This window comes from Enterococcus sp. DIV0436a (genome assembly GCF_051711605.1).
GTDB lineage: Bacteria > Bacillota > Bacilli > Lactobacillales > Enterococcaceae > Enterococcus_B > Enterococcus_B faecium.
Genome location: NZ_JBIONA010000001.1, coordinates 1,498,148 through 1,511,060 on the forward strand (window position 1 = coordinate 1,498,148; position 12,913 = coordinate 1,511,060).

General features: G+C 37.5%; 11 protein-coding genes. 2 read left to right on the top strand and 9 right to left on the bottom strand.

What is annotated here, in order from left to right:
- Positions 1-2: 2 nt before the first annotated feature.
- The 9 genes from IGL15_RS07275 to IGL15_RS07315 all read right to left on the bottom strand — a co-directional run bounded on the left by IGL15_RS07275 (position 3) and on the right by IGL15_RS07315 (position 11,068).
- A complete protein-coding gene (locus tag IGL15_RS07275) occupies positions 3-1,454 on the bottom strand; it encodes an amidase (protein WP_047929393.1) in 1,452 nt (483 codons plus the stop codon).
- Positions 1,455-1,588: 134 nt separating this feature from the next.
- Positions 1,589-2,533, bottom strand: a complete 945-nt coding sequence (locus IGL15_RS07280) for a dihydroorotate oxidase (RefSeq protein WP_104765516.1) — start codon at positions 2,531-2,533, stop codon at positions 1,589-1,591.
- Between the two features lie 83 nt (positions 2,534-2,616).
- Positions 2,617-3,264 (bottom strand): PepSY domain-containing protein, encoded by a 648-nt coding sequence (locus IGL15_RS07285; protein ID WP_104765515.1) that lies wholly within the window; start codon positions 3,262-3,264, stop codon positions 2,617-2,619.
- Between the two features lie 229 nt (positions 3,265-3,493).
- Entirely contained in the window at positions 3,494-4,660 is a 1,167-nt protein-coding gene (locus IGL15_RS07290) for an SAM-dependent methyltransferase (protein ID WP_002324076.1), read from the bottom strand.
- Between the two features lie 150 nt (positions 4,661-4,810).
- Entirely contained in the window at positions 4,811-5,626 is an 816-nt protein-coding gene (locus IGL15_RS07295) for a maltodextrose utilization protein MalA (protein ID WP_047929392.1), read from the bottom strand.
- Positions 5,627-5,638: 12 nt separating this feature from the next.
- A complete protein-coding gene (locus IGL15_RS07300; protein ID WP_002288156.1) occupies positions 5,639-6,490 on the bottom strand; it encodes a sugar ABC transporter permease in 852 nt (283 codons plus the stop codon).
- 2 nt (positions 6,491-6,492) lie between these two features.
- A complete protein-coding gene (locus IGL15_RS07305; RefSeq protein ID WP_002318365.1) occupies positions 6,493-7,794 on the bottom strand; it encodes a carbohydrate ABC transporter permease in 1,302 nt (433 codons plus the stop codon).
- Between the two features lie 146 nt (positions 7,795-7,940).
- Positions 7,941-9,200, bottom strand: coding sequence for an extracellular solute-binding protein (locus IGL15_RS07310; RefSeq protein WP_002288159.1), 1,260 nt, complete (start codon positions 9,198-9,200; stop codon positions 7,941-7,943).
- Between the two features lie 101 nt (positions 9,201-9,301).
- Positions 9,302-11,068, bottom strand: coding sequence for a glycoside hydrolase family 13 protein (locus IGL15_RS07315; RefSeq protein WP_047929390.1), 1,767 nt, complete (start codon positions 11,066-11,068; stop codon positions 9,302-9,304).
- Between the two features lie 388 nt (positions 11,069-11,456).
- Here IGL15_RS07315 and IGL15_RS07320 point away from each other — a divergent pair, with 388 nt between their 5' ends.
- The gene (locus tag IGL15_RS07320) at positions 11,457-12,305 is read left to right on the top strand and encodes a YitT family protein (protein ID WP_002288161.1); all 849 of its coding nucleotides are present in this window, start codon (positions 11,457-11,459) and stop codon (positions 12,303-12,305) included.
- A gap of 99 nt (positions 12,306-12,404) precedes the next feature.
- On the top strand, positions 12,405-12,839 hold the full coding sequence (locus tag IGL15_RS07325; protein WP_002288162.1) for a VOC family protein: 435 nt from the start codon (positions 12,405-12,407) through the stop codon (positions 12,837-12,839).
- Positions 12,840-12,913: the final 74 nt, after the last annotated feature.

Here is a 12,913-nt window from a genome sequence, read left to right on the forward strand (position 1 = left end):
TGCTATTTCCATGGATTTGGTAAATGGAACTGATGATTTGCTTCAAATAGATAGCCGATTTGAAATAGCAAATCTTCTCTTCCTCTGGCAGCCATAAATTGGATTCCTAGAGGCATGTTTTCTTTTGTCAAATGAGTAGGCAAGCTGATTGCTGGTTGTCCAGTCAGATTAGCCAACTGTGTATAAGGTGTGATCTTCAAGCTCTCCTCAAACATGGAAGAAACAACGTCTAAAGCTTCTACTTCAGAACAATCACTGATGTGTTCCATCTGTGCTCTTATCGCATCACTTTGCAAATCTTCGCTGATTTTAGGGGCGGTAAATGCAGTCGTTGGTGAAAGGAATAGATCGTATTCTTGATGTAGGTTTTCCATGACAATTGCTGCTTCATCCCATACATGCAGAGAATCGATGTAAGTAGCGGCAGAGAGCTTCTGACCATATTGGAACAAAGTCCAAGAAATGGGTTCAAGTTCTTCTTTTCTGACAGCTCGCTGGATGCCTGTTTCAATCGAGCGGATCATTGCTGCTGTTTCTGCGCCATTCATCTGATAATAAGACGTGATCAGTTTACGACCATCTAGTGGGTAAGGAATCTCTGTCAAATCATGCCCTTCTTTTTCAAGGAAATCTACAGCTTTTTTTACAGCAAGTACTGCCTCTTCACTAATCTGTGAATGGATCGGTGAATCAACACAAAAAGCTATCTTCAACCGTTTTTTTCTTGGATGTGTTTGCCACTCAACTGGTGATACTTGATATGGCGCACCGGAATGGATACTTCTCATCCCATAAAATAAAGCCTCCGTGTCTCTCATAGAAACTGTCAAGCCGAAATCAATAGCAGCTCCTTGCCATCCTCTCCAAGCATATGGACCAACTGGCATCGTCCCTCGTGAAGGTTTCAGCCCAATCAATCCGCAAAACGAAGCGGGTATTCTAATAGAACCACCGCCATCACTAGCACCAGCTAAAGGAACGATTCCTGATGAAACTGCAGCAGCAGCTCCTCCACTTGATCCGCCCGGTGTACATTCAAGGTTCCAAGGGTTTCTTGCTGGGCCATAGATGACTGGGTCTGTAATATTTTTGAAACCAAACTCTGGCGCATTGGTTTGTCCAAAAGGAACTAGACCTATCGCTTCTGCTTGCCGCACATAATTAGATGTATGAGAAGCTCGGTGTGTTTCAAATAAACGAGATCCTGAAGTAGCTAGCCATCCCTTTTTTTCTTGACCGAGCATTTTTAAAGGAAATGGGATACCAGCCAATGGCCCTTTTTCTGACTGGGGAATCAATAGCTCGTGGGAATTACTCTCGAATGGTTCAAGCGCGACAAACGCATTCAATTCATGATTTTGCTTCTTTATTTTTTTCTGTATATCCGTAACTAGTTCTTGAAAACTAAATTCTTTTTCTTTAAGCTCTTTTGCTAATTCTGTTGCATCATTCATATTATCCTCCTTTTTGCCTCTGTTATTTTCCCACAAGTTCGTCTAACATACAATGAGTACGCTTGCACAGGAATGAACAGACGAGTGTTTTTTATAAAAAAAGACGAAGATCAATCATGACCTTCGTCTCTTTGCTATGAAATGGTGCGTAATTTGCCTTTAAATTCGTCAATTGACGTATATCCTTTTTCTGACATAATCTGCGTTAATTCTTTTATGATTCTAGAAAAAATTTCCGGCCCTTCTTTATGAAGCTCGGTACCAATCTGTAACATGCTTGCGCCACATAGCAGATGTTCAAATGCATCTTGTCCTGTCCGAATCCCACCTGTACCAATGATTTGGATTTCTGGTTTCAAACGTGTATAAAAAGCGCGAACATTTGCCAAAGCAGTCGGCTTGATATACTCTCCGCCAATGCCGCCGAACCCTTCTTTTGGTTTGATGACTACTGCTTCTTGTTCTGTATCGATATACAAACCATTGCCCACACTGTTGATAGCATTGACATAGGTCAATGGAAACTGATTCAAGATATCAGCCATCTGATCAAAATGAGCAAAATCAAAATAAGGAGGCAATTTGATTCCTAGCGGCTTAGAAAAGATACTGAATACTTCTTTCAGTGTTTCATAAGTGGCCTCAAAATCGTAAGCTAGTTGTGGTTTTCCAGGCACATTGGGACAAGATAAATTTAATTCAGTGATCCCATTATACCCACTTTTTTCTATTTTCTCAAGCATTTCCAAGTTTTCCTGGACACTCATCCCGGCAATGGAAAAAAATAACGGTTGATTTTGGTTTTCCTGCACTTTTTCATACGCAAGAGCATACTCTAGATAATAAGAAAAACCTAGGTTTGGAAGTCCCATAGAATTGATACTCCCTAAAGGAACATCAAAATAGCGTGGTTCGGGATTTCCTTTTCGTTCATTGATCGTACAGCTCTTAGTGATAAATGCTCCTGCTTCTGAATGAGCCAGTTCATCTAATTCCTGGGTAGTCATGCAGTGGACACCAGATGCATTCATCAAAGGATTGGCAAAGATATGATTGGCAAAGGTCGTTTCTAAACTCAAGTAAATCGCTCCTTCAAACAAGTTATTTTATCTAGTGTATCATGACTAAAAGAAAAATCAACTCTTGTTTTCCGAAGAAATTCTTAATCATCTTGTTCAGTTGACAGTACTTCGCCTGTTTGGCTATTGATCTTGACTGATGTACTTTGATTGCCGTCTTTTACTTTGACTTCCCAATAAGTAGTACCTAAATCTTTATCCAAATCCCAATCTGTTGCCGTACCGCTTCCTACTTTGTCGATGGCGATTTTTGCTGCTTCCTCAATCGTGATCAATTTATCAACATCCAGACCATCTTCTTTTTTCTTTTGACCATTTTGTTCATCTCGATCTAGAGTTTCTGGATTCTCTGTCTCCATTTTTTCATTTTGAGCATCAATTCTTGCTTCGTATTCTTTTTGATCATCGACACCTTCTATCTTGTAGAAGTAAGATCCCCAATCACTATCTAATTCCAAACTAGTAATTGCAGTATCTGGGTATTTATCTTGGAACAATTCGATCGCACGAGCTGCAGACACTTTGATATCTGACTGAGTACTTGCTTCACTAGAACTTTTTGTCTGGCTAGACGAAGATGTGCTTGCTTTTGTTGAGGAGTCCGATACCTGTGAAGAGCGCTGTTCGCTACTGGAAGACGTATTCCCAGATGTGCCTTGATTGGTATTTGATTGACAAGCAGCTAAAAACAAAGCTGCAAATAAACTAGTATAAATAACAGTTTTTTTCATTGATTCGATCCCCTTTGTTATAAAATAGTATTCTATTACAAGTATAACGAAGAAAAAATTTTCTGTCATGTTTAAAAATTAAAGAACCAAATTTTTATTATGAAAATATAAAGAAAAAGAAACTAAGCTTTAGAGACAATCCTAGAAGTTAGACAAAAAAGTTCACTTCTGGAGCATCATAAAACTTAGCTTCTTTTTAAATAGTCTTTAAACAGTACTTTTGCCTCAATTATGCACGATGCATTGGGATGTCATTGTTTCCAGGTTGAACAAGCAAATATTGAATCACATCGATATTACTTGATTCAAATGAAGCTGCACAAGCTTGTAAATATAGATCCCACATTCGATAGAAGGAATCACCCATTTCTTTCGTGACTTGATCTTGGACTTGATGAAAATTCTTTGTCCAATGTTCTAATGTCAATTGGTAGTCACGACGTAAGCTTTCCAAATCAATCAGTTGCAAATCGTTTTTTGTAATATTATCAACTAATTCAGTAACACCAGGGACATAACCGCCAGGGAAAATATATTTATTGATCCAAGCATTTGTCGCACCGCCTTGTTGTCGGCTGATTCCATGGATCAAAGCTGTTCCTTTTGGTTTCAATAAATCTTTTACCACTTTGAAATAACCTTCAAGATTTTCAGAACCTACATGTTCGAACATACCTACACTTGTGATATGATCAAACGTTTCGCCTTTTAGTTCGCGGTAATCCATTAATAATACACGGCATTTATCTTCTAAATGTTCTTCTTTTATTCTTTTGGTAATCAAATCGTATTGTTCTTCACTTAGTGTGATCCCAGTTGCCTTGACATTATACTCTTTGGCAGCAGTGAACATCAATGTTCCCCAGCCACAACCGATATCAAGCAACGTTTCGCCTTCTTTGATAAAGAGTTTGTCTAAGATATGATGGACTTTATTGATTTGTGCTTGTTCCAACGTATCTTCAGGTGTGTTGAAATAAGCACAAGAATAAGTCAAAGTTGGATCTAGCCAAAGTTTATAAAAGTCGTTACCTAAGTCATAATGCGCATGGATATCTTCTTTGTTTTTTTGTTTCGTATGTTTTTCTTTCTTTGGCAGCCATTTTAGATAATCTTTTCCTCGTAAAAAGCTGTTTGCTTGCTGATAAGCATCGTTGATTAATGCTTGGATACTTCCCTCGATCTCGATTCGATGATCCATATAGGCTTCTCCTAGTGCCAAAGAAGCGTTACTTGTAATCTCTTTCATTGGGATTTCTTCATGGATATTGATTTTGATTTGGGGAGGAGTGTCCGTATCTCCGTATTGTTTCGTTGTACCGTCCCAATAATTTACTTCGACAGGGAGCGAGAAAGAACGTGAAAATAATTGATTGTATAAAGTTTTCTCTAACATGATTTTCCTCCTTAAAAAAACTACCCTATTACGTTAATACTAAAAAAGAAAAGAATCAACTAAGAAGTTTAATTTTTTCAGAAATTTTTCAAAAACTACTTTATTTTTCATTTTTTTCACATTCATTGTCGCATAAATCGTTTAAACTTGTCATTCGACACGCTTATCTTTGAATCTTGTTTTGACAAAAACCCATAAAAGCAGCAAGACAGTTATCGTTGTTTGGACACTTAGCATCAAGATAAAGTCAAAGTGGATAAACCCTACAACTGCTGCTGCCATGGAACCTATTCCCATAACATTCAGCATCAAATTTGCACTCTCTTTGAATGTATGAATGGATGAAAGTTGGCTTTTTCTTGTCATCCACAAGAAAAAGGAAGCCCCGAATAAAATGAGACTCGTCATGACAAGTAGGACAAGACCAAGACTTAAACTATAAGATAAAATGATTGTTGGACGATTACTGGCATAAAATTCTCTTTCTAAAAATCGTTGGAAATCTTCGGGCGTACGTACAGAATCTGGTTGGAAAGATGGGCTATAATTCATCGTATAGCGGCGTATACCAGATTTATCCTTTTGTTGGATCACCCATTGTTCCTTCTCAAAATCAATAAAAGTTCCATGATCGGATTGTTGTTTCTCAGATAAAGACACACCTACCAAAATTTCAGGGGTCACAGCTATCGTTTGTTGCGATGATTGTAACCCAGTTTCAGATAATTCAAGTTCAGAAAATTTTTTGGTTCCTTGTTCATCGATCAGCGAATGAACGGATAGAAATTGTTCTAATGGAATCGCTTGGATCTGATTGGCATAAAAAAGAGTCACAGGCATAACCATCAAGGAAACTAAAAATACAAATATCAAGAAAAATTTAGGCCATGATAATAGTTTGCGTCCCGCAAACACTTGAGTTGGCGTACGTAATGCGGAAAAATAGTTTAACGGAAATGTTTGCATGATACTCTGCTCCTATCCTTTTGTTCCGCCAGATGTCAGGCCGGTAACAAAGTTCTTTTGTAAAAAGAAGAATAATAGACAAATCGGTAGTGCAATCAAAATTGCCCCAGCAGCAAAAAGAGAGACTCTTTGGTTTGTCACATCAGAAATAAATGTTTGTAAGCCGACAGCAACAGTCTGATTTTCAGGTGTACGAAGCAGGAACTTAGCTAACATGAAATCCCCAAAAGGTCCCATAAAAGCCCATAATGCTTGAACGGCGAGCATCGGTTTGACAAGCGGTAATACAATCTGGAAAAAAATCCTGAAATGCCCTGCCCCATCAAGTTTAGCAGATTCATCTAAATCTATTGGTACTGTGTCAAAGTATCCTTTCATCAGCCAAGTATTCATTGGAATCCCACCGCCTATATAGATCATCGTCAAGAACCAGTACTTATCTAGCGCCTCTAATAGGAAAGCCATGACATAAAAGGCAGTCAATGCTGCCATAGTCGGTACCATCTGAATCACTAAAAAGAACATCAAACTTGATTTGCGGCCGATAAAACGATAACGGCTATACGTATAGCCAGCTAAAGTTACTACAGTTACTTGTACGATCATCGTTAGGACAGAGATGATTAACGTATTTTTATACCAAGTCCCGTAAAGTGTTTCACTGAATAGCCGAGTAAAGTTTCCTAAAGTCCAGTCACTTGAAAGATCTAAACTAAAAGCTGCAATATTTCCTGACTTGAAGGCAGTACTTGCTGTGATCAAAAGCGGATAGATGATAATGACTGACAGTATTAAAAGAAAAAAGTAAGTAAAAAAGTGAGAAAGTCGTTTTTGGAATCGAGCACTCGAATGAAATTTTTTCATTGTTAATCCCCCATATTGAACGCATTTGTCTTTTTAAATACCAGCAATGACACACAGATAACGATGATGGAGATAATCAACGTGATTGCTGAAGCCATAGAATATTGCGGAGAAGTTCCAGTCGTAAGTTTATAGATCCAGGAAATAAGAATATCAGTAGAACCAGCTCCTCCGCCTACGCTTCCGGGACCACCATTGTTAAACAGATAGATCATGGAGAAATTATTGAAATTCCCCGTATACTGTGTAATAAATGTTGGCGCTGCCACTAGGAAGACAGCAGGAAGCGTGATGTTTGAAAAGCGCTGCCATGCATTTGCTCCGTCGATTTTTGCTGCTTCATATAAGTCTTCTGAAATCGATTGTAAGATTCCTGTAACCATCACATAGATATAGGGAAATCCTAACCAGCCCTGCACTAAGATAATTGCTACTTTCGTCCAGTTGGGATCTGTTTTCCAAGAGATTGCACTGATATCTACAAAAGGAAGCTGGTTTAGGAAAGGAATCACTTGAGTATTGATGGCTCCTACGCTGTCGTTGAATATATTCGAAAAACTCATGATAGTAATAAAAGCTGGGACCGCCCATGGTAATAAGAAAATGATACCGAAAATACGTTTGAATTTAATAAATTTCTGGTGAGCAACAACCGCTGTGAGAATACCAAGGGTGATTTGCAAAGTTGTTGCACATAAAGTCCAAATCACGGTCCACGAAAAGACTGCAAAAAAAGTATTACGATATGAGCTTAAAAAGAAGATACTAAAAAAGTTTTTAGCCCCTACCCAATCAATCAAACTGGCTGGTGGAATATGATTGAAGTCATAATTAGTAAATGCAGTGAACAATGTAACTAGGACTGGGAAAATGATCGTAAAAATCATGAGAAGATAAGCGGGAAGTGTCAATAGATAAGGAAAACCTTCATCACCTATATTATGTATGACTTCCTTCATCGTCCGATTGATTTTTTTGCCCTCTTGACGCATCTTCGCTACTCGATAAGCGTCTAAAAGATTCAAACCGTAAAAAATCAAGAAAATGATTGTAATGATGAATTGCAAAGTGCCTTCAATCAAAATAAATAATGAATGATCTTCCATTGGTATACTTCCCAAAGTAACCAATCCTACCAATGCATGAAATCCGCCCAGAAGCATCTGACCAATGAATAGGACGAATATGGCGAAAAAAACGATACCTTTAAAAGCTTGGCCATTTACAAACTGCCCCATCCCTGGAATAAGTGAACAAAGCGTGATTTTTTTTTCGTTGATATTGCTTGTTTTATCTTGCTGCATCTGAATGCCCCCTCTAAACTTGCTAAACCGCAAACTGCTTTTAAGATAATGGCAACAAGAGCAAGATAATTTTCCATCTCGCTCTTGCCACTTTTATCTGAAGCACCTGTTCCATTTTTTATAAAAATGGACGGTTATCATTTTAATCAGTATTTTTGTTCTATGGCTTCACTGATTGTTTTTACTGCTTCATCTGCGGATTCTTTTGGTGTTTTTGAACCTGATGCTGCATCGAACATCAAGTTTTCTGCACCTGTCCAAACTTCGCCCATTTCTGGGATGTTTGGCATCGCTTGAGCTGTTTCATATTGTTCAATCACAGCTGTTGTTAATTCATCGTTTTTAGCCTTTGCTGTTTCCCTAGCTTGTTGGTTTGCAGGGATTTCATTTACCATTTCAAAGAATTTTTCTTGATTTTCCTGATTCGTTACATAATCAAGCCATTTTTGAGAGAGGTCTTTGTTTTTAGCATAATTGCTGACTACCCATCCTTTTCCTCCGCCAAACGGTTGATAAGGCTGTCCATTATTTAGAGTAGGAATTTTGGCTACACCATAATTGATATTGTTTTCTTTGTATGTTTGCGCTTGCCATGGACCGTCAATGATTGCTGCAGTTTTATTGGACATGAATTGCTGGCTGGCGAAGTCTCCTGCACTTTTTATGTCTTGCATTCCCTTTGGCCAAACATTTTTGAACCAATCTGTTGCATAAGAGATTCCTTCTACAGCACCTGCATTATTCAAACCGATATCTGAAGGATTTGTACCATCATCACCAAATACATAGCCACCGTAACCTGCAATTAAACCATAGGAATAATAAAAGTCAGTCCATTTAGCTAAAAATCCTGTATTTTTTCCTGCTTCTGACTCAAAAGCAAAACGACTGTCTTTGGATAGATTCTCCAAATCTTTAAACGTTGATGGTGCTGTATCGACTAAATCTTTGTTATAGTACAAAACAAGGGTCTCGATTACTGCAGGTTCTCCGTAGATTTTTCCATCATAAGTCACTTGGGCTTTGTCTGTTTCATCGTAAGCTGCTTCATTTCCCAGTTTTACTTCCGCCAGATGTCCTTGCTGTCCTAACGCACCGATCCGGTCATATGCTGCCATCATAACGTCAGGTCCCTTTCCAGCAGGCCCATCTAACGCTAATGATTCCAACTGATCGAACATGTCCTTTTCTACTAGCTTGATTTTCACATCGTTTTCTTTTTCGAAAGTGTTTTTTATTTCGTTTATATAATCTTTATATCCAGAATCAACGGAAACTGTTAACGTTTTTCCTTCATCGGCTTCCCCTTCTGCTGAAGAGTTACCATTGCCACAAGCCGCTAATCCGCCTAAGATTCCTAAAGAGATTAACCCTAAACCCAACTGTTTCACACTTCTTTTTTTCATCTTCATTTCCTCCTGTGTATTCAACGTGCTGTTACACCCTTATTATAATGGGCACAAATCTTCATTTGCAAACGCTTTCTTGTTGTTACCGGTAACAGTTTTCAACACATGATCAAAAATCCGTATTGTCGTATCTCTGCTTTCCCGTCTTCTAACAACTGACAATTTTGACTAAGAATCACCTCATTTTCCTGTTCTACTACCCAAGGTTCTTTTGACTGATTAAAGTAAACATAGATGATCTGTCCCTCTAGTTCCCGTGTGAAATAGAGCTTATCTTCACGATCATTTACTATTAGCCACTGAGTAGAACCTTCAGAAATAATCTTAGACAACTGTTTCCTTAGAGAAACAAGTTCTTTTATAAAACCGAATAGCTCTAGATCTTGTTCCTCCTTCTCCCATATCATACATTTGCGGCAATCCGGGTCATCTTCACCAGTCATCCCTATTTCTGTCCCGTAATAGATACAAGGAGACCCTTTTTGAAGAAACATAAAGGCCATCACAGACTTCATCAATTCTTTGTTACCTTGGCAAAGGGTCAAGATCCTGGCAGTATCATGAGAATCTAATAAGTTGAATGTTCCTTCGTTCACCTGATCTCTGTAAAGCATTTGCTGATGATTCATTCCACTGACCATTTGTGAAGCTGTGATTTTCTTTTTTGCAAAATAATCTTTAATCGAATCTGTAAATGCATAATTCATCACTGCATGGAATTCATCCCCTTGCAGCCAAGCTTGAGAGGAATGCCAAATCTCTCCAAGGATATAGATGTCTGGTTTGATTTCTGTAACTGCTTCTCTGAATTTTTTCCAAAAATGATGATCGACTTCATTAGCAACATCAAGACGCCATCCATCAATATCGAATTCTTTTATCCAATAAGTTGCGATATCCAGCAAATATTTTTGCACTTCTGGATTTGCTGTATTTAGTTTCGGCATGAATGGAGTAAAAGCAAAAGTATCATATGGGATATTTTCAGCAGTTTCTGGTAAGTCAGTCATCTGATAAGAATCTACTGGGAAAAAACGGATGTGGAACCAGTCTTTATAGATCGATTTTTCTCCGTTTTTGAGAACGTCTTGCCACTGTGGTGAATGGACACCCATATGATTGAATACAGCATCGAACATGATACGTATCCCTCTTTTATGTGCTTCATCAATCAAGTTTTTTAAAAGTTTTTTATCGCCAAAAGCGGGATCCACCTCATAATAATCAATCGTATCGTATTTATGATTGGATGTGGCTTTAAATATGGGACAAAAATAGATGCCATTGACGCCAAGGTCCGTCAAGTAATCCAAATGATCCCTCACACCTTGCAAATCTCCCCCGAAGAAGTCTTCTCGGTCTGGATCTTTACTTCCCCAAGGTAAAGTGTGTTCGGGGTCATTTGCTTTGTCCCCGTTTGCAAATCTTTCGGGAAAAATTTGATACCATACTGTTTCTTTTACCCATTCTGGAATAGTGAATCGATCGATTTGATGAAAATAAGGTATTCGAAAATAAAAATTTGGTTCAGTAATCACATTTTCTCGATAAGGAAAAATTCCTTGATCACCGTAAAAACAGTCCGTGTTATCTTCCCCAACAACATGGAACGCATACTGTAAGCGCCTTGTTTCGCTCGTCACTTCAATTTCCCAATAATCATGAACATTGGTACTTAGACATTTTTTCATTGGTCGTTGTTTTTGATACCATTTTTCAGTTGTTATGGTATATGGATCTCCACAAAGCACATATACTTTTTTGATATCATTTTTCCTAGTACGAAGCCGAATACGAAATCTTGTATTCGTATATAGAAATGCATATTCACTTTCCGGTCGATGATAAATTGCAGCTGTATCCATTGATTTCCTCCTTGTGTTTTAATATGACGTCATCACTATAAGTGATAGAGAAACAAAAGACAACGCTTTCAAAAATGTTATCGGTAACAGTTTTTTGATACCGAATTTTTATTTTTTAAACTTGCCAAATAGATAGACTTAAAACTTTTAAAAGTTTTAATCTACTTCCTGTACTATTTAGTGTCCTGAATTTATCTTAAGCGATCAATTTCTCCAATTTTCTAAAGTAAAAGTTTTTTAACAGTTTTTAACGTAGAAGTATATTCTAGAAGAATGAAACATAATAATTTAGACTAGCCTAATTTTTTTATTAATTAAAGTTAACTTAAGGTGAAAAGTAAGTTATAATAAGATAAGAGTATTATTAATGAATTAAGGAAGTGGATAAATGAAAGAAACGAGACAATTTATATGGACATACATTAAAATTATTTTTGCCCTCTTCATATTAGGAGTCGCTATCAATATGTTTTTAGGGCCTCATCATATTGCTGCTGGAGGTGTCAGCGGTCTAGGAATATTACTGGAAGCTGCTTTAGGATTTGACCGAGCTATAGTTATTTTAGTGTTGAATATCGTTATGTTGGTACTAGCTCTTCTATTTTTAGGTAAAAAACCCTTTTTTAAAGTACTTTTCGGAAGCTTGGTTTTTCCTTTAATCATTGCAATAGTTCCAGAAACAATGATTACTTCAGATCGGTTGTTGTCTGTCATTTTTGGAAGTGCGATTTTTGCTTTAGGAGTTGCGATTTTATATAAAAACAACTCTTCTAGCGGCGGTACGACGATCCCTCCCCTCATTTTTAAAAAATATTTCCACTTGAATACTTCGATTGGCTTATTTTTTACAGACGCATTCGTTGTTTCTCTTAATCTGTTTGTTTTTGGAATAGAAGAGTTTCTTTATGCTATTTTATCTATTGCAATCACTTCAATTGTCATGACTTATATCGAAACAGGTATCAATCGAAAGAAATCTGTTATGGTCATGAGTGAACATTATTTGGAAGACATCCGCCTTCGCTTAAGTGCTGAGATTGGACGTGGCCTTACCCTGCTAGAGGCAAAAGGCGGGTATAATCGAAAGTCAAAAGAGGTTTTATTGATCGTTGTGACTGATCATGAATTTTCCCGAATGAAACCATTGATAGAAGAAATCGATCCAAGTGCCTTTGTCATTGTCAGCAGCGTAGCAGAAGTAATGGGACGCGGATTTACTTATCATCCAATCGAATGAGTTGGTAAGTAAATCCGCTATTTTTTTGAATGCGTTTTCTTTAACTGGTATAATAAAAGAATCTAGTAACTGTTCGACTGAAAAGGAGAGGAGATCTTTATGCATAAAGGAACGGAAATCGATTTTGTATTAAATGATAGTTTGAAAGCACTAGAACTGTATCAAACAATCTTTGATGAAATACAACTGATTGAGGCAACAGATTACCCTAGAGGCAATAATGAAGTCATTTTTACCTTGTATGGCACGAGATTCCATATGCTGGATGAAAACACGTCTCTTGGTTTGACTGCTCCTACTGCTGAACATCCAAATACGATCTGGTTCAATATCATCGTCTCTGATATCGAGGACACACATAATAAAGCATTACGAAATGGCTGTGTAGAGATTCAAGAAATGACAGAAATGATGGACTTTGGTGTGACTAACTCAATGTTCAGAGATCCTTTTGGTTATTTATGGATGCTTCATCAGGTCCATCGTGAAGTAAGTTTTGAAGAAAGAAAACAACTTTTTGAGAAATATATGTAATGTTTATGATGAGATTAGTTTTTGTCTCTGATATTTTTTGTATATGTTTGCTATTCGAGAAAGCGCGTCTGTTT

What these genes read in the sequence shown, in the direction of transcription:
- IGL15_RS07275 (WP_047929393.1), bottom strand. Translation starts at nt 1,454, where the DNA reads ATGAATGATGCAACAGAATTAGCAAAAGAGCTTAAAGAAAAAGAATTT.
- IGL15_RS07285 (WP_104765515.1), bottom strand. Translation starts at nt 3,264, where the DNA reads ATGAAAAAAACTGTTATTTATACTAGTTTATTTGCAGCTTTGTTTTTA.
- IGL15_RS07290 (WP_002324076.1), bottom strand. Translation starts at nt 4,660, where the DNA reads ATGTTAGAGAAAACTTTATACAATCAATTATTTTCACGTTCTTTCTCG.
- IGL15_RS07295 (WP_047929392.1), bottom strand. Translation starts at nt 5,626, where the DNA reads ATGCAAACATTTCCGTTAAACTATTTTTCCGCATTACGTACGCCAACT.
- IGL15_RS07300 (WP_002288156.1), bottom strand. Translation starts at nt 6,490, where the DNA reads ATGAAAAAATTTCATTCGAGTGCTCGATTCCAAAAACGACTTTCTCAC.
- IGL15_RS07305 (WP_002318365.1), bottom strand. Translation starts at nt 7,794, where the DNA reads ATGCAGCAAGATAAAACAAGCAATATCAACGAAAAAAAAATCACGCTT.
- IGL15_RS07310 (WP_002288159.1), bottom strand. Translation starts at nt 9,200, where the DNA reads ATGAAAAAAAGAAGTGTGAAACAGTTGGGTTTAGGGTTAATCTCTTTA.
- IGL15_RS07315 (WP_047929390.1), bottom strand. Translation starts at nt 11,068, where the DNA reads ATGGATACAGCTGCAATTTATCATCGACCGGAAAGTGAATATGCATTT.
- IGL15_RS07320 (WP_002288161.1), top strand. Translation starts at nt 11,457, where the DNA reads ATGAAAGAAACGAGACAATTTATATGGACATACATTAAAATTATTTTT.
- IGL15_RS07325 (WP_002288162.1), top strand. Translation starts at nt 12,405, where the DNA reads ATGCATAAAGGAACGGAAATCGATTTTGTATTAAATGATAGTTTGAAA.